Source organism: Nonomuraea aridisoli (assembly GCF_003236395.1).
Classification (GTDB): domain Bacteria; phylum Actinomycetota; class Actinomycetes; order Streptosporangiales; family Streptosporangiaceae; genus Nonomuraea; species Nonomuraea aridisoli.
This window is the reverse complement of record NZ_POUD01000074.1, coordinates 1-20,827: the sequence shown is the minus strand read 5'-3', so window position 1 is coordinate 20,827 and position 20,827 is coordinate 1. Positions and strand designations below refer to the sequence as shown.

The window sequence follows — 20,827 nt, the reverse complement described above, 5'->3', positions numbered from 1 at the left end:
ACCCCCGATCAGGATTCGAAGCCGAGTGACATGTAGTTCGCGACGTTCTCCCGGGTGATGGTCTCCGACGCGAGCGTGATCGACTGCGGAACCTGTCTTTCCACCAGATCACTCATGCCCTTCCCCTGTGCTATCAGACGCGCGAGCTTGATCGCGGAGGAGGCCATGGTGGGGCTGTAGGTCACCGTCGCCTGGAGCACGGAGTTGCCGGACTGGATCTCGCGCATCGCGTTCGCCGAGCCGGCGCCGCCGACCATGATGAACTCGTTGCGGCCGGCCTCGTTGATCGCGGCGAGCACGCCGACGCCCTGGTCGTCGTCGTGGTTCCAGAGCGCGTCGATCTTGCTGTGCGCCTGGAGCAGCGACGAGGCCACCTCGTTGCCGGTCTCGACGGTGAACTGGGCGTCCTGCTTGGCGGTGACGGTGAAGTTGTACTCCTTCAGCGCGTCCTCGAAGCCCTGGCTGCGCTCCTGGGTGAGCGGCAGCGTGGCGATGCCCTGGATCTCGACGATCACGGGGTTGGAGACGTTCTTGGACTGCAGCTGCCTGCCGATGAAGTGGCCGGCGGCCACGCCCATGCCGTAGTTGTCGCCGCCGATCCAGGTGCGGTAGGCGAGCTTGTCGGGGAAGACGCGGTCGAGGTTGACGACGGGGATGCCGGCCTCCGTGGCCTGCAGCGCGACCTGGTTGAGCTGCTGGCCGTCGTTGGGCAGGATCACCAGCACGTTCACCTTGGCCGCGATGAGCGACTCGACCGCGGAGATCTGCTGGTTGATGTCGTTGGTCGGCTCCACGGGCCGGAACTCGACATCGGAGTACTGCTCGGCGGTCGCCTGGGCGTTCTTGGCGATCGCGGCGATCCAGCCGTGGTCGGCGGCCGGGGCCGAGAAGCCGATGACCACCCGCTCGCCCGGCTGATCGTTGCCGCCCGTGGCGGCGGGGGCGGGGGCCGCGCTGGTGGGCGCGGCCGCGGGCTCGTTGCTGGTGCAGCCCGCCGCTAAGAGGGCTGCTCCGCCGACAAGGAAGCCACGGCGTGCGACGTTCTCGCTCATGGTGCTCTCTCCTTCAGGTTCCGCCGCTGGAGAAGGACGGCGACGACGATGATCAGGCCCTTGGCGATCAGCTGGTCGCTGGTGTTGAGGCCGTTGAGAATGAACAGGTTGGTGATCAGCGTGAAGATCAGCAGGCCCAGGATGGAGCCGATGATCGTCCCGCGGCCCCCGGTGAGCAGCGTGCCGCCGATGATGACGGCGGCGATCGCGTCGAGTTCGTACAGGTCGCCGTGGGTGGACGAGCCCGTCGTCGTGCGCGCCATGATGAGGATGGCGGCGATGCCGCAGCACATCCCCGACAGGGCGTAGAGGAGCATCGTGTGCCGGCGCACGTCGATGCCGGCCAGGCGGGCGGCCTCGGGGTTGCCCCCGACCGCGTACGTCCGCCGCCCGAACGTCGTGCGGTTGAGCAGGATCCAGCCGAGCACCACGACCAGCGCGAAGATGTAGACCAGCAGCGGGATGCCGAGCACCCGCGAGGTCGACAGGTCCACGATGGCGGAGTTCTCCGCCTGGATGAGCTGCGTCCTGCGGTCGGACATCCGCTGCGCGAGGCCCCGCGCGGCCACCAGCATGGCGAGCGTGGCGATGAACGGCACCAGACGCCCGTAGGCGATGAGCCACCCGTTGACCAGCCCCGCTCCGGTGCCGACGAGGATCGCGCAGATCGCCATCACCACCGGCCCGTACGACTGCGTGGCCAGTGTCGTCGCCCAGACCGAGGCGAGCGCCATGACCGCGCCCACCGACAGGTCGATGCCGCCGCCGATGATCACGAACGTGGCCCCGACCGTGATCACGCCGATCGTGGCCGCCAGCGACAGGATGCTGATCAGGTTGGAGGCGGTGGCGAAGTTGTCCGGCCGGGTCACCAGGCCGACGACGACCAGGATCGCCAACGCCGCCACCAGGCCGAGGTGGCGCATCTCACCGACTCCGCGCAGCACGGGAACGGTCCCGCGGATCGGACCGGCGCGCCCCGTGGCCGCCGGCGCCTGCGATTTCGTGGGCTCGCTCATCACGCCGCCTTCCCATTCATGATCATGTCCAGTACGCGGTGCTCGTCCAGCCCGGCCGCGTCACCCTCGTGGATGACCCGGCCCTCGCGCAGCACCAGCACCCGGTCGGCGAGCCCGAGCACCTCGGGCACCTCGCTGGAGACCAGCAGCACGCCGATGCCCTGCTTGGCCAGGTCGTGGATCACGGCGTACAGCTCGGCCCGCGCTCCCACGTCCACGCCGCGGGTGGGCTCGTCGAGCAGCAGCAGCCGGCGCCCGCCGAGCAGCCAGCGGGCCAGCACGGCCTTCTGCTGGTTGCCGCCCGACAGGGTGCGGATCGGGCGTTCGGGGTCGGGCGGCCGGATGTCCAGCGCCTCCGACAACCGCCGGGCTTCGGCGCGCTCGCGTTTGCGGTCGAGCCAGCCGAACTTGGAGAACTCCGGCAGCGTGCCGAGCGTGATGTTGGCGGTGACGCTCTGGTCGAGGAGCAGGGCCTGGGCCTTGCGTTCCTCGGGGGCCAGGCCCATGCCGTGCCTGACGGTGCCGACGACGCCGCGGCGCACCTGCTTGCCGGACAGCAGGACGCGGCCGGAGGCGGGGCGGGCGCCGTAGACGGCTTCGAGGATCTCCGAACGGCCCGAGCCGACGAGCCCGGCCAGGCCGACGATCTCGCCCGCGCGCACGGAGAACGACACGTCGCTGAAGACGCCGCGCGCGCTCAGGTTCTCCACACGCAGCACCTCGTCGCCGAGCTCGCGCCCGCCTCTGGGCGGGAAGACGTACTCGACGTTGCGGCCCGTCATGAGGGAGACGATGCGGGAGGTCGGGGTGTCGCGGGCGGCCAGGCCGACGGCGACCGTACGGCCGTCCTTCAGCACGGTGACCCGGTCGCCGATCTCGCGGATCTCCTCCAGCCGGTGGGAGATGTAGACCACGGCCACGCCCTGGGCGGTCAGCTCGCGGATGATGCGGAAGAGGTTGGCCACCTCGTCGTGGGCGAGGGCGGCGGATGGCTCGTCCATGATGATCAGGCGGGCCTCGCGGGAGAGCGCGCGGGCCATCGAGACGACCTGCTTGGCGGCCGGCGAGAGCCGTCCGACCTCGGTCGACGGCCGGATCTCGGGGTGTCCGAGCCGGGCCAGCACCTCGGACGCGGCCCGGTTGGCCGCCGCCCTGTTGGTGAAGCCGAAGCGGGCGTGCTCGTGGCCGAGGAAGATGTTCTCGGCCACGCTGAGCCCGTCGACGAGGTCGAGCTCCTGGTAGATGGTGGCGAAGCCGAGCCTGATGGCGTCGATCGGGCTGGTGGGGCGCACCTCCTTGCCCTCGAACAGGATCGTGCCCTCGTCCGGCTGGTGGGCGCCGGCCAGCACCTTGATCAGGGTGGACTTGCCGGCGCCGTTCTGGCCCAGCAGGCAGTGCACTTCTCCCGCCCGTACGTCGAGGTCGACTCCGTCCAGCGCGCGCACGCCGGGGAACTGCTTGACGATGCCCTGCATGACCAGCATCGGAGGTCCCTTTCAGGCGTTGACGATGCGGTTGATGTTGTCCGGTGACAGGTAGTGCTCGATGGCGAGCATCCCGGCGCCGAGCGCGGCGGCGTTGATGCCCGTACGGCTCGGCGTGATCGACAGATGGTGGGTGGCCAGCGGGAGCGACCTGCGGTAGACCGTCTCCCTGATGCCGGCCAGGAGGTGCTCGTGCACCCGCGACAGCGCGCCGCCGATCACGATGACCTCGGGGTTGAAGAAGTTGACCAGGCTGGCGAGCACCTCGCCGATGAGCCGGCCGGCCTCTCTGACCAGCCGCAGCGCCTGGGTGTTGCCGGCCTGGACGAGCGCGACCACGTCGGCCCCCGACTCGGCGGGCAGGCCGAGCTCCGTGAGCCGGTGGGCGATCGCGGCGCCGCCGGCCACGGCCTCCAGGCAGGCGCTGTTGCCGCACCGGCAGCCGGCGTCGTCGTGGCCGCTGACCCGGATGTGGCCGATGTCGCCCGCCGAGCCCTGGGCGCCCCGGTGGAGCTTGCCCTCGGCCATGATGCCGCAGCCGATGCCGGTGCCGACCTTGACGAACAGCAGGTGCTCGGTGTTCGGGAAGGCGCCGCGGTGCTCGCCCAGCGCCATCACGTTGACGTCGTTGTCGACCAGGACCTCGACGCCCTCGAAGTACTCCGGGATGGGGTAGTCGTTCCAGCCGGGCATGATCGGCGGGTTGTTCGGCCGGCCGGTGGCGAACTCCACCGGGCCCGGCACGCCGATCCCGAGGGCGCGCAGCGCCTTGCGGGGCCGGCGCGCCTGGCCGAGCAGGTGGTCGAGGCGCTGGTCGACGTGGCCGAGCACCTTCTCGGGGCCCTCGCCGATGTGCAGTTTGTCCTCGCACTCGGCGAGCACGTTGCCGGAGATGTCCATGAGCGCGATCCGGCAGTGGGTGGCGCCCAGGTCGACGCCGGCGAAGGCGTGGTCCTCGGTGTGCAGGCGGAGCTGGCGCGGCGGCCGTCCGCCGGTGGATTCGCCGCTCTCGGTCTCCTCGACCAGGCCGCGCTCGATCAGCGCGTCCACGCGCTGCGAGATCGTGGACCTGGCCAGGCCGGTGAGCCTCGCGAGGTCGGAACGGGTCGTGGCCGAGCCGGCGCTGATGAGCGTCAGCACGTCGCCGGCGGAGCCCGGCTGGGGGGTCATGCCGCCGACAATAAGATCACCGATGCGGCAAATCAAGAGTGAGAATCGACCAAACTCCCCGAACTTCCGCCAAAGATCGAACAAAGCCTGTGTTTTGGTCAGATTTCGCGACATCGGGCGCCCTTGGCCCGATCCGGCTCGCCGCCTCCGGGCGGGTTCGGGTGGTGGAGGTCAGCCGGTGGTGAAGTAGTGGCCCTTCTCGAGGTCGGCGACGAGTCCGGGATGGGCCGGCTCCCAGTCCAGCAGGCGCCGGGTGTCCGCGTTCGGCATGGTGAGGTCGATCGTCACGAACGGGGCGAAGTACGTGAAGTGCTCCGCGGCCCGCTCGGCCGGGATGCTCACGGCCGGGACGCCGAGGTGGCCGCGATCGACCTGTTCACCGAGCAGGGCTACGACAGCACCACCGTCAACGGGATCGCCGAGCGGGCCGGTCTGACGAAGACCACCTTCTTCCGCCACTTCCCCGACAAACGGGAGGTCCTGTTCGCCGGCCAGGAGGCGCGCAGCCGGCTGCTCTTCACGGACGACCTCCGCGCGTTCGCCCCGCGGCTCCTCGCGTTGATCGCGGACAACGTGGAGCTGCGGGAGCGCGCCGTGTACGAGCGCAGCGTCCTGGCCGAAGCCATGACCGACGCGCTCCGCAAGCGCGGCGTGCCGGACGTGACCGCGAGCCTGGCCGCCGAGCTCGGCGTACGCGCCTTCCACGCCGCCTACGCACGCTGGGCCGATCCGGCCGAGCAGCGGACACTCACCGACCTGGCCCGCGACGAACTCCGCGAACTGCGCGCCGCGACCACCGCGCTCGGCTGACTAGAGCATGCGCTTCATGGAGTCGGAGGCCGACAGCACGTACGGCTGCTCGGCCATCACCGACTCCCAGTTGCCCGCGATGGCCTCGGGGGTGAGGTCGTCGGTCTTCCAGCCCGGCCCCTCGGCGACGAACACGCGCGCCACGCGCCCGGCGCCGACGCTGAACACCTCACCGCTGGCCTCGCACGACTCGTGCACGAGGTACGCCACCAGCGCGCTGACCCGCTCCGGCGTGAACTTGGCCTCGAACTCGGCCGGCAGCAGCGACTCCGTCATCCGGGTCCAGGCGATGGGCGCGATGGCGTTGGCCTTGATGCCGTTGCGCGCGCCCTCGATGCCGATCGTCTTGGTCAGGCCGACCAGGCCCATCTTGGCGGTGGAGTAATTTGCCTGGCCGAAGTTGCCGAACAGACCGGCCGGGCTGGTGGTGTTGACCACGCGCCCGTAACCGGCCGCCTTCATCAGCGGGTAGGCGGCCTGGCTGACCAGGTATGAGCCGCGTACGTGGACGGCGAGCACCGCGTCGAAGTCCTCGACCGTCATCTTGCCGAACGACCTGTCGCGCAGGATGCCCGCGTTGTTGACGACGATGTCGACCTTGCCGAAGGCGTCCACGGCGGTCTGGACGAGCGCCTTCGCGCCCTCGGGCGTGGCGACGTCGTCGGTGCTGGCCACGGCCTGGCCGCCGTTCTTGGTGATCAGCTCGACCACCTCGGCGGCGGGCCCGGCGGAGGCCCCGGTGCCGTCGAGCGCGCCGCCGAGGTCGTTGACGACGACCTTGGCGCCCCGCTCGGCCAGCAGGAGCGCGTGCGATCTGCCGAGGCCGTGCCCGGCGCCTGTGATGATCGCGACCCTGTCATCGAACCGAAGCATCGGACCTCCCACGCAGGAGAACAACATTCTGGTACGAGTACGATAACCGCCCTCAGGCCGTGCGCCACAGGTCCGGCTCGCCCGGCTCCCTGACCACCCGCCCGCGCGCCTCCAGCCACACCAGGTGCGCCAGCGTCTCGTTGTTGGCCGAGCGCCGCATGTACGGCGGGATCGTCTCCCACGGCCGCGACCAGGTCAGCCGGGTCGCCACGCGCCAGCAGTCCACTCCGTCGTGCGCGCCCACGACCTGCTCGACCTCGGCCAGCCGCTCGTCGTGGTGGGCCATCACGTGATCCACCCGCTCGGTCAGCTCCAGGAACCGGTACTCGTGCGCGGGCAGCACCTCGTCCACCTCCAGCTTGCGCACGGCGGCCAGCGAGTCGAGGTAGTCGGCCAGCGGGTTCGGCCCCGACTGCGGGTGCACGGCGACCATGGGCGTGATCTTCGCCAGGACGTGGTCGCCGGAGAACAGCAGCCGCCGCCCGGGCGAGACGAAGCACAGGTGCCCCGGCGAGTGGCCGGGGGTCCAGACGGCCTTGAGGTCCCAGCCGGGCAGACCCAGGTCCTCGTCGTCCTCGACCAGCCGGTCGGGCCTGGCCATGGAGACCACGTGCCGGATCCGCATCGAGGCGCCGGCCAGCTCGTCGAGGCTCTCCGGCGGGACGCCGCAGCGCAGCAGCAGCGCGCGCTCCCGTTCGACCAGGGAGTGGACGACCTCGTCGTCGTAGCGCTCGCGCAGCAGGCGGGCGTCGGCCGGGTGCAGGGCGATCCAGGCGCCCGACGCCTCGCGTACACGCCCGGCCAGGCCGTAGTGGTCGGGGTGCAGGTGGGTGACGAGCACGCCCTTGACGTCGGTGATGGCGTACCCGGCCACGCCCAGTCCCGCGACGAGCGCGTCGTACGCCTCGTCGGTGTTCCAGCCGGCGTCGATGATCGCCACGCCGTCGGGGAGTTCGAGGGCGTAGACGAGCACGTACCGGAGGGGGTTGATCGGTATGGGCACCGGGATGGACCACAGACCGGGGCGCACCCGCTCGACGTCGGGGAAGGCGCCGCCGGTCCACGCGTCCCGCTGCGCCTGGCTGGCCGGGGTCACTACGAATTTCGCCACATCCCGAATATAGTTCGGTATCAGAATCGTGTTCTACTGAGGGGCATGAAGCTGAGCCGCGAGATCTCCGAGGCCGGCCGCTTCGTCCGGCAGCCCAACCGCTTCACCGACCGCCTCGGCCCGCCCGAGCCCGGCCGCTACCGTCTCTACGCCTCCTACGCCTGCCCGTGGGCGCAGCGGGTGCTGATCGTGCGCGAGCTGCTCGGCCTCCAGGACTTCCTGGACGTCGTGATCGTCGACCCGATCCGCGACGAGAAGGGCTGGCGCGTCCCCGGCGGCGACCCCGAATACCTGTCGGAGCTCTACCACGCGACCGACCCCGGCTACACCGGCCGTTACACCGTGCCGTGCGTCTGGGACGCCAAGGAGGGGCGGATCGTCACCAACGACTTCCCGCAGATCACCCTCGATCTGGAGATGTCGTGGGGCACCTCGCCCAACCTCTATCCCGAGCGCCTGCGCCCCGACATCGACATCATGAACGACCGCCTCTACCACGGACTCAACAACGCGGTCTACGAGGCGGGCTTCGCGCGCGACCAGCAGGCGTACGAGGAGGCGGTGGCCCGCGTCTTCACCACGCTCGACTTCCTGGAGGTGCGGCTGTCGGAGTCGGCGTACCTCTTCGACACGCTGACCGACAGCGACGTGCGCCTCTACACGACCCTCGCCAGGTTCGACACCGTCTACCACTCCCACTTCAAGTGCTCGGTGCGGCGCCTGGTGGACTATCCGGCGCTGTGGGCGTACGCCCGCCGTCTCCACGCCATCCCGGCCTTCCGCGACACCACCGACCTCGACCACATCAAGCGCCACTACTTCATGACGCAGACGAACATCAACCCGAGCCGGATCGTGCCGGTAGGGCCGGAGCTCGACTGGTCGCCGTAGCGGGCATCCGGACGAACAGCAGGGCGGACGCCAGCACGATCACGGCGGTCACCCCCCACGCGGCCCCCACCCCGGCCTGAGCCGCCAGCGCACCGGCCCACACGTTGGCCGCCACCCCACCCGCCTGCAGCGCCAGCGAACTCGTCGAGGTGACGGTGGTGCGCTCGGCTGCGGAGACCGCGCGGTGCGTCATCTCCAGGCAGAGCATGCCGGTCACCGAGCCGCCCACGAAGAGCGCGACGTACGCCGCGGCGGCGGACAACAACCCGGCCGCGCCGCCGAGCCCGGCCGTCGCGGCCAGCGCGCCGACGGAGAGCGCGGCCAGCGCCGAGCCCGCGATCGCACCCCGTGCCGAACTCCCGGCCAGCCGGGCCGCAACGGGAGCGAGCACGCTGCCGAGCGCGCTGCCCGCGAAGCCGAGCGCCGCCACCACGGCGTAGACCATGCCGCCCTCCTCGGCGCCGCCGGCGAGCTCGGCCAGGCGGCCGGGGGTGAGCAGCTCGATGGAGGAGAGCATGACGCCCGACACCAGGGCGGCGAGCATGAGACGGCGCAGCACGGGACCGCCGGCCGCCAGGCGTACGCCGCCCGCCACCGTGGCGGGCACCTCACGCAGCACACCGCCGAACGAGCGGCGGCCGTGGCGCGGCTCGGGCAGCGCGACCAGCACCACGACCAGGTGGACCACCGCCGCCACCGCGCCCACCAGGCTGGGAGCGGCCAGCGGGAAGATCAGCTCCGGCGGCACGACGAGCGGCAGGGCGCCGCCGGCCAGCACGCCGACGCAGAGGGAGGCCGATTCCACGGCGCCGCCACGGGCCAGGCCGGGCTTGAGATCGGCGCCGGGGCCGTCGATCCCGTGCAGCGTGTCGACGTACCAGGAGGTGGCGGGGCCACTGGACAACGCCCGTGAGACGCCCTTGAGCATCCCGCTGACCAGGAACATCCAGAACGTCGTGGCCACGCTCATCATCACCAGGGCCGCCACCAGGAACGCGGCGGAGGCGGCCAGCACCACACGCCGCCCGAGCACGTCGGCCAGGCCCCCGGTGGGCAGCTCCAGCGCCACGGTGACGACCGAGAACACGGTGACCGCCAGCCCGGTCTGGGCCAGGCCGAGACCCCGCTCGGTCATCAGCAGCACCATGGCGGGCATCATCAGCCCGACCGGCAGCCAGGTCAGGAAATTGACCAGCAGGTAGCGCCGTAACGCCGAACGGGCGGTCACGCCTCTCCCTCCCGTTCCTCCCGCACGCGGGGGAAGCCCCCGACCCAGAGGTGCACCTGCCGGGCGCCCGGGTCGCCCGCGTGGCGCGCGGCCAGCTCGGCCAGCAGTTCCTCGGCGCGCGCCGCGAACTCGGCCAGCGCGGCCGGCGGCAGCTCGTGGACGTGGTCGTTCACGCCGGCCGCCTCCACCCACTCGGGCGGCCAGTCGGCCTCGTCGAACTCCTGGACGGCCCGCGCGAGAACGTCCGCCTGCCGCAGCCGCATGACCCTGACCGCCTCGCGGCCCTCGGCCGTGGCGGAGAGCTCGCGGCTGTTGCAGGAGGTGTAGCGGTGGCGGGCCCGCCAGCGGCGCTCGCGGCCGTCGCGCTGGTCTGCGTCCTCCTCGATGAAGCCGTACTTGAACAGCTCGCGCAGGTGGTAGCTGGTCGAGCCGGAGCTCTCGCCCACCCTGCGGCCGAGCTCGCTCGCGGTGGCCGGGCCGTCGGTGCGCAGCAGGCCGAGCAGCCTGGAGCGCAGCGGGTGTGCGACCACCTTGAGGAGCCGCGGGTCGCTGATCTTGTAGCGGTCTTCCATACGACCGACGATAGACCGCAAAGAGAATTTTGCAAATGGATTTTTGCGGTTTCCGTCGCTCCTAGACTTGGGGTCATGCTCGACGACATCCGGGTGGACGACTCCGTCTTCGCCCTCCGCCCAGACTTCGCGGTCCTCGTGATGACCGCCCACGGCCTGCGCAACGGGCCCACCGACGACCGCTCGCGCGCCTGGCTGGCCGAGGCGTCGGCGTGCGAGGTGCAGACGGACAAGATCGACGCCTGGAAGGACGCCTACCGCGCGTTCGGGGCCAAGCCGCAGCGCACCCGCCCGTCGGTCGACGCGCTCACCCGGCGCATGCCGCTGCCCGAGATCAACCGGGCGGTCGACGCGTACAACTCGATCAGCGTCAAGCACGCGCTGCCCATCGGCGGCGAGGACCTCGACCGCTACGCCGGCCCCGCGCGGCTGGTGCGGGCCACCGGCGACGAGGCGTCGGAGGAGGCGCTCGGGCAGCCCGAGCCGGGCGAGGTGATCTGGCGCGACGACCTCGGCGTCACCTGCCGCCGGTGGAACTGGCGCCAGGTGGCGCGCACCCGTCTCACCGAGGAGACCACCAACGCGATCTTCCTGCTCGAACGCCTGGAGCCCATGTCGCTGGAGGAGCTCAAGCAGGCGGGCGAGGAACTGGCCGACCTTCTGTCCGAGTTGTCGCCAGAGGTGCGGATCAGTAGCAGATTGCTATCGAACGAGAAATAAACTCATCGACGTACCGTTGATACCAAAGAGTAATAAATGCGGCACCACCCGGATTGACTAGGGGGGCGTGACCTCTTTGCACGGTCCTGAGAGGATCGTTCGAGGCGGCGCGTGCTCTTCGGCGCGCGGTGCCGCTTTGGGCGAGTAGCCTTGGACAGGTTCTCTAACATCAACGCCGATCTGCGGAAGAGGGCGATTTCCGCCGTGTCGTCTGAGTCGTCGCGGACAAACCCGCTGGCAAGCTTTGGTCAGAACGAGTGGCTTGTCGACGAGCTGTACCAGAAGTACCTCCAAGATCCCGAGTCTGTCGACAAGGCCTGGTGGAACTTCTTCGCTGACTACAACCCTGATTACGGACCGGGCCGGACCCCGGTCAGGGAGGCGGCGAACGGCACAGTCACCGCGCCCGCGCCTCCCCAGCCGCCGACGGCGCCGGCCGCTCCGGCCGCCGCACCGGCGGCCGAGAAGCCGAAGCAGCCCGCCACCCCGGTGCCCAAGGGCGCCGAGGAGGTCAAGCTGCGCGGCGCGGCGGCCCGCACGGCCGCCAACATGGACATGTCGCTGGCGGTCCCCACCGCGACCAGCGTCCGCGCCATCCCGGCGAAGCTGCTCATCGACAACCGCATCGTGATCAACAATCACCTCAAGCGGGGTCGCGGCGGCAAGGTCTCCTTCACGCACCTGATCGGATACGCGATCGTCAAGGCGCTGAAGTCCATGCCGGAGATGAACCACTCCTACGCGGAGATCGACGGCAAGCCGACCCTGGTCAAGCCCGAGCACGTCGGCTTCGGCCTGGCCATCGACGTCCAGAAGAGCAGCGGCGAGCGCCAGCTCCTCGTGCCCTCCATCAAGGCCGCCGAGGAGATGGACTTCCGGCAGTTCTGGATGGCCTACGAGGACGTCGTCCGCAAGGCGCGCGCCGGCAAGCTGGGCGTCGACGACTTCTCCGGCACCACGATCTCGCTGACCAACCCCGGCACGATCGGCACCGTCCACTCCGTTCCGCGCCTCATGCCCGGCCAGGGCACGATCATCGGCGTCGGCGCGATGGAATACCCGGCCGAATACCAGGGAGCCGCGCCCGAGACGCTCGCGCGCCTCGGCATCTCCAAGGTCATGACGCTGACCAGCACCTACGACCACCGGATCATCCAGGGCGCCCAGTCGGGCGACTTCCTGCGCCAGATCCACCGGCTGCTGCTCGGCGAGGACGGCTTCTACGACGAGATCTTCGAGTCGCTGCGCATCCCGTACGAGCCGGTCCGCTGGGTCCAGGACATCTCGGCCTCCCACGACGACGACGTGGCCAAGTCCGCGCGCGTGATCGAGCTGATCCACGCCTACCGCGTACGCGGCCACCTGATGGCCGAGACCGACCCGCTGGAGTACAAGCAGCGCAAGCACCCCGACCTCGACATCCAGTCCCACGGCCTGACGCTGTGGGACCTCGAGCGCGAGTTCGCCACGGGCGGTTTCGGCGGCCGCCCGCTGATGAAGCTGCGCGAGATCCTCGGCGTGCTGCGCGACTCCTACTGCCGCACGGTCGGCATCGAGTACATGCACATCCAGAACCCCGAGGAGCGGGCCTGGATCCAGGCGCGAGTGGAGAAGCCGCACGCCTCCCCCGAGCGCGCCGAGCAGCTCAACATCCTCAGCCGGCTCAACACCGCCGAGGCGTTCGAGACCTTCCTGCAGACGAAGTTCGTCGGCCAGAAGCGCTTCTCGCTCGAGGGCGGCGAGTCCCTGATCCCGCTGCTCGACTCGGTGATCAGCGACGCCGCCGACGAGGACCTCGACGAGGTCGTCATCGGCATGGCCCACCGCGGCCGGCTCAACGTGCTGGCCAACATCGTGGGCAAGTCGTACGCCCAGATCTTCGGCGAGTTCGAGGGCAACATCGACCCGCGCACGGCGCACGGCTCCGGCGACGTGAAGTACCACCTCGGCGCCACGGGCACGTTCACCGCGCCGAGCGGCAAGACCATCACCGCCTCCGTGGTCGCCAACCCCTCCCACCTGGAGGCCGTCGACCCGGTCCTCGAGGGCGTCGTCCGCGCCAAGCAGGACCTCCTGGAGCGCGGCGAGGAGGGCTTCAGCGTCCTGCCGGTGCTCGTCCACGGTGACGCGGCCTTCGCCGGCCAGGGCGTCGTGGCCGAGACGCTCAACCTGTCGCAGCTGCGCGGCTACCGCACCGGCGGCACCGTCCACGTGGTGGTCAACAACCAGGTGGGCTTCACCACCTCGCCGGCCTCGTCCCGCTCCTCGGTCTACGCGACCGACGTGGCGCGGATGATCCAGGCGCCGATCTTCCACGTCAACGGCGACGACCCCGAGGCCGTGGTGCGCGTGGGCCAGCTGGCCTACGAATACCGCCAGGCGTTCCGCAAGGACGTCGTCATCGACCTCATCTGCTACCGCCGCCGCGGCCACAACGAGGGCGACAACCCCGCCTTCACCCAGCCGCTGATGTACGACCTGATCGACGCCAAGCGCTCGACCCGCAAGCTCTACACCGAGGCGCTGATCGGCCGGGGCGACATCACGGTCGAGGAGGCCGAGCAGGCGCTGCGCGACTACCAGGCCAAGCTGGAGCAGGCGTTCACCGAGGTCCGCGAGGCCGCCAAGAAGCCGCAGGAGGCCGCCGCGATGCGGGTGCCGCCGGCCGAGGTGGTCAAGTGGTCCCACGCCGACACCCCGACGGCGATCACCCACGAGACGCTCAAGCGCATCGTCGACACCCAGCTCAACCTGCCCGACGGCTTCACGCCGCACCCGCGCCTGGCGCCCGTGCTGCAGCGCCGCGGCCAGATGGTCGAGCAGGACGCGATCGACTGGGCGATGGGCGAGACGCTGGCGTTCGGCTCGCTGCTGCTCGACGGCCACCCGGTCCGCCTGGTCGGTCAGGACTCCCGGCGCGGCACGTTCACCCAGCGCCACGCCGTCCTGGTCGACCGCATGACCGGCGCCGAGCACACCCCGCTCAAGGCGTTCAACGAGGGCACGTCGAAGTTCTACGTCTACGACTCGCTGCTCAGCGAGTACGCCGCCCTCGGCTTCGAGTACGGCTACAGCTTCGTCCGCCCCGAGGCCCTGGTCTGCTGGGAGGCGCAGTTCGGCGACTTCGTCAACGGCGCCCAGACGATCATCGACGAGTTCATCTCGTCGGGCGAGCAGAAGTGGGGTCAGCGCTCCTCGGTCGTGCTGCTGCTGCCGCACGGCTACGAGGGTCAGGGCCCCGACCACTCCTCCGCCCGCATCGAGCGGTTCCTTCAGGTCTGCGCGCTCGACAACATGACGGTCGCGCAGCCCACCACGCCGGCCAACTACTTCCACCTGCTGCGCTGGCAGGTGGAGTCGGAGCGGCGCAAGCCCATGGTGGTCTTCACGCCGAAGTGGCTGCTGCGCCACAAGGCGGCCACGTCCAAGGCGTCCGACTTCACCTCGGGCACCTTCCAGCCCGTCCTCGGCGACACCACGGTCGACCCGGCCAAGGTCACCAGGGTGGTCCTCTGCTCCGGCAAGCTCTACTACGAGCTGGCCGCGCAGCGTGACAAGCTGGCCCGCGACAACGTCGCGCTCGTCCGGCTGGAGCGGCTCTACCCGTTCCCGGCCGAGGAGCTGGCCGCCGAGCTGGGCCGCTACGACGCCCAGGCCGAGCTGGTCTGGGCCCAGGACGAGCCGGTCAACATGGGCCCGTGGCCCTACCTGACGCTCCGGCTGGCCGAGGAGCCGCAGACGCTCGGCGGTCGCTCGTTGCGGCGGGTGTCCCGCCGTCCCAACAGCTCGCCGGCGACGGGCTCGCACAACACCCACGACCAGGAGCTCGAGGAGATCCTCGAGCAGATCTTCGCCTGATCGCCCACGGCGAGCCCCCGGCCCCTCGGCCGGGGGCTCGCCGCTTTCCTGACCAGGCCGTACGGCAGGCTAAAGTCAGGCGGGCACGTCTCGCGGAAGGAACGGAAAGCAAGCGATGTACTTCACCGATCGGGGGATCGAGGAGCTGGTCGAGCGGCGCGGCGAGGAGGAGGTCAGCGTCCTGTGGCTCGGTGAGCGCCTGCGCGAGTTCGTCGACCTCAACCCCGAGTTCGAGACGCCGATCGAGCGCCTGGCCACCTGGCTGGCCCGCCTCGACGACGAGGACGACTGACCTGCCTCCCGCGTCGGTCATGAGCGCGCTCCAGACCGCATAACGCGATACATCTTGAGTTTCCTGCGAACGCGACATATCGTGTTTCGTGTAGGGACGTGTCGCCCAGAAAGGCGCGGAACATGCAGCAGTGGACCATCGACCAGCCCGAGCACCTCACGTTCGGCGACGTGACATCGCTCGACGTCCGCATCGTCTCCGGCCGCCTCGACGTGCTGGCCGGCGACGGGCCGCCCACGCTGGAGGTCACGGAGATCGACTCGGCCTCCCCGCTGCTGGTCACGTACGACGAGGACACGCGGGCGCTGACCGTCGCCTACCGCGACCTCACCTGGGACGGCATGCTCGGCTGGCTCCGCCGCGACCGGCGCAGCACGGTGTTGTCCCTCTCCGTGCCGAAGACCTGCAAGGTCAGGGCCGGCGTGGTGGCCGCGCCCGCGGTGGTGGCCGGCTTCGAGCGGATGGCCCACGTCAAGAGCGTCTCCGGCGACATCGTCCTCGACGGCGTCAGCGGCGACGTGGCCGCCAACACCGTCTCGGGCGCCGTCGAGAGCCGCGCGCTGGAGGGCGACCTGTCGTTCAACAGCATCTCCGGCGACCTCACCGTGGCCGACGGCACACCCCACCGGCTGCGCGCCAAGACCGTCTCCGGCCGCATCATGGCCGACCTCGCCCTGCGGCCGACGGCCCACGTGACGTTCACCAGCGTGTCGGGTGACATCCTGGTCAGACTGCCTGAGAACACCGACGCCGACGTCATCGCCAGAGCCACCTCCGGCAGGCTGATCAGCGCGTTCGACGAACTGTCCAACTCGAGCAGCCCCGGCGCCCGGTCGCTGTCGGGCCGGCTGGGCGGCGGCATGGCCTCCCTCTCGGCCAACACGGTCTCCGGCGAGGTCACGCTGCTCAAAGGAGATAAAGAATGAGCCCTGTCTTCGGTCATGGTCGGCTGCGGCTGTACCTGCTCAAGTTGCTGGATGAGAGCCCGCGCCACGGGTACGAGGTCATCCGGTTGTTGCAGGACCGCTTCCTCGGGGTCTACTCGCCCTCGCCCGGCACGATCTACCCGCGTCTGGCCCGCCTGGAGGAGGAGGGGCTGGTGACCCACGAAGTGATCGACGGCAAGAAGGTGTTCTCGATCACCGACAAGGGACGCGAGGAGCTCAACGACCGGCTCGACGAGCTCAACGACCTGGAGCAGGAGATCTCCGCGTCCGTCCGCGACATTGCGCGCGAGGTCAAGGAGGACGTCCGCGACACCGTCAGGTCGCTCCGGGACGAGCTGACCCGGATGGCGAAGGACGTCCGCACGGGCGTGGGCGAGGACGGCCGGCGGCTGCGGCGTACGCAGGACGACCTGCGGCGGCTGCGGGAGCAGCAGAAGCAGCAGTGGACGGAGCACGCCACCCACTGGCAGGGCGAGGGTGAGCGGCTGAGCCGGGAGTGGCGGCGGATCTGGTCCGAGGTGTGGGCCACGCTCGGCGGCGCGCCGCCGAACCGGGCGGACCTGGACGCCGAGCTGGGCGAGCTGCTGGCCGACTTCGTCGCGGCGGCCCGGGCCGAGGCGTCGGACGCGCGACTGACCCCGGAGAAGCTGGCCGAGCTGCGCACGACTCTGGACGACGCGACCCGCCGTATCCACGACATCCTCGAACGCTGAACGCTGCTGGGCCTCCCGGCGGAGGAGGCCCAGCAGCGTTCAGCGCGTAAAGACGATTTTTCCGAATATGTCGCCCGACGCCATCGCGGCGAACCCGTCCCGCGCCTCGTTCATCGGCAACGCCCGGTCGATCTCGGGCCGCAGCCCGGTCTGCTCCAGGAACACCGCCAGCCGCTGCAGCTGGTCACGCGTGCCCATGGTCGAGCCGATCACCGACAACTGCAGGAAGAACACCCGGTTCAGGTCGGCCGGCGGCACCGCCCCGCTGGTCGCCCCGCAGACGACGATCCGCCCGCCTGGCTTGAGCGACTTGAGCGAATGGTCCCAGGTGGCCTGCCCGACGGTCTCCATGACGGCGTCCACCCGCTCGGGCAGCCGCGCGCCCGGCTCGAAGACCTGGTCGGCGCCGAGCCGCGCGGCGCGCTCCCGCTTGGCCTCCGACCGGCTGGTGGCCCACATCCGGTAGCCGCCCGCGCGGCCGAGCGCGATCAGCGCGGTGGCGACCCCGCCGCCCGCCCCCTGCACGAGCACGGTGGCGCCGGGCTGCAGCCCGGCCTTGTCGAAGAGCATCCGGTACGCGGTCAGCCAGGCCGTCGGCAGGCAGGCCGCGTGCTCGAAGCTCAGCCCGGCGGGCTTGGGCACCAGGTTGCCGCGCGGCACGGCGACCCGGTCGGCGAACGTCCCGTCGTACTTCTCCGACAGCAGCGACCGCCGCGGGTCGAGCGTCTCGTCGCCGCCGGAGCCGATCACGGCGTGCACGATGACCTCGTTGCCGTCCTCGTCGACGCCGGCGGCGTCGCAGCCGAGCACGATGGGCAGCTGCTCCTTCCTGATGCCGACGCCGCGGAGCGTCCACAGGTCGTGGTGGTTGAGCGCGGCGGCGCGTACGGTGACGGTCGTCCAGCCGTCCGGCGGTTCGGGGTCGGGGTGCTCGCCGAGCGTCAGTCCGGCGAGCGGGTTGTCGGGATCGGTCTGGGTGGCGGTTACGGCGAACATGGCCGCACCCTACTTCAGCGTGATCGATCTCCCCATGACCGGCCGTCCGTCATTTCATGGTGACCCGGATGCCGTCGACGGCCTTCTTCCGGAACGACTCGGGCCCGGTGGCGGCCACCAGCACGTCGCCCCGGCAGACCGTCTCGGCGGGCCGGCCGCGTACCTCGACCACGTCGGGCGCCTCGGCCTCCTCGTCGCAGCCGGGCGTGGGCACGAGCGCCACCGTCTCTCCCAGGCCGCCGCCGAACCACAGCTGCGGCCCGACCGGGTCGTTCCGCACGACGTCGCCGGGCTCGGCGAGCCGCACTCCCCCGCCGGCGGACAACACGAGGTAGCCGTCGCCTGTGACGCGGCCCTTGAGGTTCTCGGCGAGGACGACGCGCTGGTCGAACGTCAGGCCCTCGCCCCGGTCGTACATCGCCAGCCGCCACGGCCCGAAGGAGAACAGCAGCACCTGCCCGTACAGGCCCGCCTGGCGCGGCCAGAGGGTCACGTTGTCGGCGTAGTTCCTGATGGGCTCGCCGCCCCGGGTGACCTCCGCCTCGCCGCCGTACGGGGCGACGAGCTCACGGAGCCTGCCGTCGATCCAGGCGCCCTGGAACGGCCGCGACCCCATCTCGTCGAGTGCCAGGTCGGCCGGGTAACGCACGTCGGCGCGGGCGCCGTCCGGGAAGACCACCCGCAGGACCTCGTCGTCGCCCTTGGCCTCGCCGGGGACGATGAGGACGTTCGGTGCGGCGTCGACCCGGGTGATCGTCCTGATGGGCTCCGGGGTCCGCGTGCGCCGTGACGTCGGCGCGGCGGGGGCCGGGTCCACCGCGCCCGGCTCGGCGATGCCCGGCTTGGCGATGCCCTGCTCCGCGGGCTCGGCGACGGGGTCGCGGCTGGTGATCAGGCTCACCGCGGGGATCAGCAGCAGCGCCAGGACCACCACCAGCCCGACCCACCGGCGACGGCCGTCGCGCTCGCCTGCCTCGATGACGTCGAACTGGTCCGTCACGCCGTTCCTCAGTCCGAGTAGTGCTGAAATGTGCCGTCCGCGTCCAGTTCAGTTGACCGGAGACCTCCCGCGCAAGCCCTGAGGCCGTGGCGAAACGTCACGAAATCACAACCTGGCCGCCCGGGACGCCCGTGGTCGCCGGAGCCGGGGAGATTCCTGTGACCGGCGATATCCACCGTGCCGGCGACCGCGGAGTGGCGTCTGATAAACACTGTTACCAGTGAGGTCACAGCAATTAGACATAGCTTCTAACCTGCGTAAATGCCGATTCTGAATACATGCGAATTCGCTATTTATATAACGGAATGGAACCGGTCCATGCTTTTTCGCGTCGCTTCCTGGCCGGGCGATTGCGCCATTCATTAACGTTCCGAGCGTTTTCCTGGCCCACCGGGGCGCAGTACCCCGCTCTGGGCCGCCGAAAGCCGAGAGGAGCTCCATGCAATCCCGAGCAAGGCGCATCGCCATCCCGCTCGCCGGCCTCGCGGCCGTCGCCCTGACAGCGGGCACGGTCAGCGGCGCCGCCAACGCGGCCGCACCCTCCGACGTCGTGTCCAAGAACGCCGCGACCCCCGCGGAACAGGCCGTGCAGTTCTGGACGCCCGACCGCGTCAAGAAGGCCACCGACTACGACGCCGCCCTCGACATGTCCACCAAGGGCATCAAGGCCAGCGCCGACAAGCCCGACGGCCCGCCCGGGTCCGTGCCGCCGAGCGGCGCGCAGAAGACCACGGCGAAGAAGAGCAAGCAGGTCAACCTGCCCAACACGGTCGGCCGCGTGTTCTTCACGCTGCCGAGGACCGACCCGCGCAACCCGAAGAACTGGCGTTACTGCTCGGCCACCTCGGTGCAGAGCAAGTACCGCAACCTCGTGGCGACCTCGGCCCACTGCGTCTACGACACCAAGAAGAACACCTTCTACGACAACTGGGTCTTCATCCCGTCCTACTGGGACGGCGACAACGCCTGGAACGGCAAGGCGCCCTACGGCATCTACGCCGCCAAGACGTTCAACGCCCACGACGACTTCGTGGTGAAGGAGGACTTCGACTACGACTACGCGTTCGTCAACGTCTACAACGGGATCAAGGTCCAGTGGGAGAAGACCGGCGGCCGCTGGCAGTGGACGAAGAAGAACGTCGGCCGCCTCGGTGACAACGTCGGCGGTCAGGGCTTCACCTGGAACCGGAACCCGAAGGCGAACGTCTTCTCGTTCGGCTACCCGGCCGGCGAGCACCCCGACGGCGACAAGCCGTACACGGGCCGCACGATGAAGTGGTGCTACGGCACCACCAAGCCGATGCCGGAGGCCAAGAAGTACAACCTGCAGGAGCACGTCGGCTTCAAGTGCGCCTTCACCGCGGGCGCGAGCGGCGGACCGTTCCTCTACCAGTACAAGAGCGCCTCGCGCACCGGCTACCTGGTCGGCGTCAACAGCATCGCCTGGGACACCGACGGCAACGACCGTTACGACCACATCTCCTCGCCGTACTTCAACGGCGACACCTACAACGTCTACAAGGCCGCCGCGAACCGGTGGACCGGCAACATGCCGTGATCGACGCGGCACCCCGGGCCCCGGCTCCCCCTGGGATCCGGGGCCTTCCCCACTCGGCGAATGGCGACCTCGAAGTGGCGTACGCCACGCTGGAACGATCCGGAAAGCAGCGCGGAATGGCGTCGATACGCGCGCCGAGAAACTCGCAGAAACCGGGTCTGACCTGGGGAAACGCCATCCGTTAAAGATCACTTACGGGCGCCGCGAGTGGCGGGCTGACACCGTCCTTATAGTTCGCCCTGCACTCTAGATCAGGTAACGAATCTCTATCCGAGCTGCAATAAGCTCTGCCCATCTGGAAAAATCCTCCCTTACGACCCAAAAGAAAGGCAATTGATGATCTCCCGAGCCAGGCGCCTCGCGGCCGTCGCCCTGGGCGGCGCGCTGCTCTGGCTGCCTGCACTCACGGGGATCGCCCACGCCGCGCCCACCCGGGTCTACTCCGCCGCGCTGGCCAAGACCGCCGCGGACGTGAAGCGGGTCGCCGAGTACTGGAAGCCCGACCGGCTCAAGGTCGCCGACAAGTACAGCCC

General features: G+C 70.0%; 20 protein-coding genes. 9 read left to right on the top strand and 11 right to left on the bottom strand.

Annotated features, from left to right (window positions below):
• Positions 1-8: 8 nt before the first annotated feature.
• The 5 genes from C1J01_RS19315 to C1J01_RS52250 form a co-directional block, all read right to left on the bottom strand.
• Positions 9-1,052 (bottom strand): ABC transporter substrate-binding protein, encoded by a 1,044-nt coding sequence (locus C1J01_RS19315; RefSeq protein ID WP_111180373.1) that lies wholly within the window; start codon positions 1,050-1,052, stop codon positions 9-11.
• Positions 1,049-2,071 carry an ABC transporter permease gene (locus C1J01_RS19310; RefSeq protein WP_235854535.1) on the bottom strand — a complete coding sequence of 341 codons (1,023 nt, stop codon included), beginning with the start codon at positions 2,069-2,071 and terminating at the stop codon, positions 1,049-1,051. The genes C1J01_RS19315 and C1J01_RS19310 overlap by 4 nt, the downstream gene beginning before the upstream one ends.
• Positions 2,071-3,555 (bottom strand): sugar ABC transporter ATP-binding protein, encoded by a 1,485-nt coding sequence (locus tag C1J01_RS19305; protein WP_220039989.1) that lies wholly within the window; start codon positions 3,553-3,555, stop codon positions 2,071-2,073. The genes C1J01_RS19310 and C1J01_RS19305 overlap by 1 nt, the downstream gene beginning before the upstream one ends.
• Positions 3,556-3,567: 12 nt before the next feature.
• Positions 3,568-4,725, bottom strand: a complete 1,158-nt coding sequence (locus C1J01_RS19300) for an ROK family transcriptional regulator (protein ID WP_111180372.1) — start codon at positions 4,723-4,725, stop codon at positions 3,568-3,570.
• Between the two features lie 171 nt (positions 4,726-4,896).
• Positions 4,897-5,067, bottom strand: a complete 171-nt coding sequence (locus C1J01_RS52250; protein ID WP_235854534.1) for a hypothetical protein — start codon at positions 5,065-5,067, stop codon at positions 4,897-4,899.
• Between the two features lie 15 nt (positions 5,068-5,082).
• Here C1J01_RS52250 and C1J01_RS52245 point away from each other — a divergent pair, with 15 nt between their 5' ends.
• Entirely contained in the window at positions 5,083-5,535 is a 453-nt protein-coding gene (locus tag C1J01_RS52245; protein ID WP_235854533.1) for a TetR/AcrR family transcriptional regulator, read from the top strand.
• Here C1J01_RS52245 and C1J01_RS19290 read toward each other — a convergent pair whose 3' ends face one another.
• Together C1J01_RS19290 and C1J01_RS19285 are read right to left on the bottom strand one after the other, a co-directional pair.
• Positions 5,536-6,408 carry an SDR family oxidoreductase gene (locus C1J01_RS19290; protein WP_111180371.1) on the bottom strand — a complete coding sequence of 291 codons (873 nt, stop codon included), beginning with the start codon at positions 6,406-6,408 and terminating at the stop codon, positions 5,536-5,538.
• Between the two features lie 52 nt (positions 6,409-6,460).
• Positions 6,461-7,519, bottom strand: coding sequence for an MBL fold metallo-hydrolase (locus C1J01_RS19285; protein WP_111180370.1), 1,059 nt, complete (start codon positions 7,517-7,519; stop codon positions 6,461-6,463).
• A gap of 45 nt (positions 7,520-7,564) precedes the next feature.
• On the opposite strand from C1J01_RS19285, the gene C1J01_RS19280 reads away from it, so the two are divergent.
• On the top strand, positions 7,565-8,410 hold the full coding sequence (locus C1J01_RS19280) for a glutathione S-transferase family protein (RefSeq protein WP_111180369.1): 846 nt from the start codon (positions 7,565-7,567) through the stop codon (positions 8,408-8,410).
• Here the strand turns inward: C1J01_RS19280 and C1J01_RS19275 are convergent.
• Positions 8,358-9,638, bottom strand: a complete 1,281-nt coding sequence (locus C1J01_RS19275; RefSeq protein ID WP_111180368.1) for an MFS transporter — start codon at positions 9,636-9,638, stop codon at positions 8,358-8,360. The genes C1J01_RS19280 and C1J01_RS19275 overlap by 53 nt on opposite strands.
• A complete protein-coding gene (locus C1J01_RS19270) occupies positions 9,635-10,210 on the bottom strand; it encodes a helix-turn-helix domain-containing protein (RefSeq protein ID WP_111180367.1) in 576 nt (191 codons plus the stop codon). The genes C1J01_RS19275 and C1J01_RS19270 overlap by 4 nt, the downstream gene beginning before the upstream one ends.
• 75 nt (positions 10,211-10,285) lie before the next feature.
• On the opposite strand from C1J01_RS19270, the gene C1J01_RS19265 reads away from it, so the two are divergent.
• From C1J01_RS19265 to C1J01_RS19250, 5 genes are all read left to right on the top strand, one after another.
• Positions 10,286-10,930 (top strand): B3/B4 domain-containing protein, encoded by a 645-nt coding sequence (locus C1J01_RS19265; protein WP_111180366.1) that lies wholly within the window; start codon positions 10,286-10,288, stop codon positions 10,928-10,930.
• A gap of 204 nt (positions 10,931-11,134) precedes the next feature.
• Complete coding sequence (locus tag C1J01_RS19260) at positions 11,135-14,788, top strand: multifunctional oxoglutarate decarboxylase/oxoglutarate dehydrogenase thiamine pyrophosphate-binding subunit/dihydrolipoyllysine-residue succinyltransferase subunit (RefSeq protein ID WP_111180365.1); 3,654 nt, start codon at positions 11,135-11,137, stop codon at positions 14,786-14,788.
• A gap of 115 nt (positions 14,789-14,903) precedes the next feature.
• Positions 14,904-15,080 carry a DUF6104 family protein gene (locus tag C1J01_RS49940; RefSeq protein ID WP_181448850.1) on the top strand — a complete coding sequence of 59 codons (177 nt, stop codon included), beginning with the start codon at positions 14,904-14,906 and terminating at the stop codon, positions 15,078-15,080.
• Between the two features lie 122 nt (positions 15,081-15,202).
• Positions 15,203-16,006 carry a DUF4097 family beta strand repeat-containing protein gene (locus C1J01_RS19255; protein ID WP_111180364.1) on the top strand — a complete coding sequence of 268 codons (804 nt, stop codon included), beginning with the start codon at positions 15,203-15,205 and terminating at the stop codon, positions 16,004-16,006.
• Entirely contained in the window at positions 16,003-16,740 is a 738-nt protein-coding gene (locus C1J01_RS19250) for a PadR family transcriptional regulator (RefSeq protein ID WP_111180363.1), read from the top strand. The genes C1J01_RS19255 and C1J01_RS19250 overlap by 4 nt, the downstream gene beginning before the upstream one ends.
• A gap of 39 nt (positions 16,741-16,779) precedes the next feature.
• On the opposite strand, the gene C1J01_RS19245 is transcribed toward C1J01_RS19250, so the two are convergent.
• Together C1J01_RS19245 and C1J01_RS49180 are read right to left on the bottom strand one after the other, a co-directional pair.
• Complete coding sequence (locus C1J01_RS19245) at positions 16,780-17,736, bottom strand: zinc-binding dehydrogenase (RefSeq protein ID WP_111180362.1); 957 nt, start codon at positions 17,734-17,736, stop codon at positions 16,780-16,782.
• A gap of 49 nt (positions 17,737-17,785) precedes the next feature.
• Positions 17,786-18,736: a hypothetical protein gene (locus C1J01_RS49180; RefSeq protein WP_146615657.1), complete on the bottom strand. Its 951-nt coding sequence runs from the start codon at positions 18,734-18,736 to the stop codon at positions 17,786-17,788.
• A gap of 439 nt (positions 18,737-19,175) precedes the next feature.
• Here C1J01_RS49180 and C1J01_RS19235 point away from each other — a divergent pair, with 439 nt between their 5' ends.
• Complete coding sequence (locus C1J01_RS19235; RefSeq protein ID WP_111180361.1) at positions 19,176-20,294, top strand: trypsin-like serine peptidase; 1,119 nt, start codon at positions 19,176-19,178, stop codon at positions 20,292-20,294.
• A 333-nt stretch (positions 20,295-20,627) separates the two neighbouring features.
• Positions 20,628-20,827 (top strand): hypothetical protein (locus C1J01_RS19230; protein WP_220039988.1); only part of this gene is annotated, 200 nt, incomplete at its 3' end.

Bases quoted from the DNA above. Each gene is read 5' to 3' on its own strand.
- C1J01_RS19315 (WP_111180373.1), bottom strand. From the start codon at position 1,052: ATGAGCGAGAACGTCGCACGCCGTGGCTTCCTTGTCGGCGGAGCAGCC.
- C1J01_RS19310 (WP_235854535.1), bottom strand. From the start codon at position 2,071: ATGAGCGAGCCCACGAAATCGCAGGCGCCGGCGGCCACGGGGCGCGCC.
- C1J01_RS19305 (WP_220039989.1), bottom strand. From the start codon at position 3,555: ATGCTGGTCATGCAGGGCATCGTCAAGCAGTTCCCCGGCGTGCGCGCG.
- C1J01_RS19300 (WP_111180372.1), bottom strand. From the start codon at position 4,725: ATGACCCCCCAGCCGGGCTCCGCCGGCGACGTGCTGACGCTCATCAGC.
- C1J01_RS19290 (WP_111180371.1), bottom strand. From the start codon at position 6,408: ATGCTTCGGTTCGATGACAGGGTCGCGATCATCACAGGCGCCGGGCAC.
- C1J01_RS19280 (WP_111180369.1), top strand. From the start codon at position 7,565: ATGAAGCTGAGCCGCGAGATCTCCGAGGCCGGCCGCTTCGTCCGGCAG.
- C1J01_RS19270 (WP_111180367.1), bottom strand. From the start codon at position 10,210: ATGGAAGACCGCTACAAGATCAGCGACCCGCGGCTCCTCAAGGTGGTC.
- C1J01_RS19265 (WP_111180366.1), top strand. From the start codon at position 10,286: ATGCTCGACGACATCCGGGTGGACGACTCCGTCTTCGCCCTCCGCCCA.
- C1J01_RS49940 (WP_181448850.1), top strand. From the start codon at position 14,904: ATGTACTTCACCGATCGGGGGATCGAGGAGCTGGTCGAGCGGCGCGGC.
- C1J01_RS19255 (WP_111180364.1), top strand. From the start codon at position 15,203: ATGCAGCAGTGGACCATCGACCAGCCCGAGCACCTCACGTTCGGCGAC.
- C1J01_RS19250 (WP_111180363.1), top strand. From the start codon at position 16,003: ATGAGCCCTGTCTTCGGTCATGGTCGGCTGCGGCTGTACCTGCTCAAG.
- C1J01_RS19245 (WP_111180362.1), bottom strand. From the start codon at position 17,736: ATGTTCGCCGTAACCGCCACCCAGACCGATCCCGACAACCCGCTCGCC.
- C1J01_RS19235 (WP_111180361.1), top strand. From the start codon at position 19,176: ATGCAATCCCGAGCAAGGCGCATCGCCATCCCGCTCGCCGGCCTCGCG.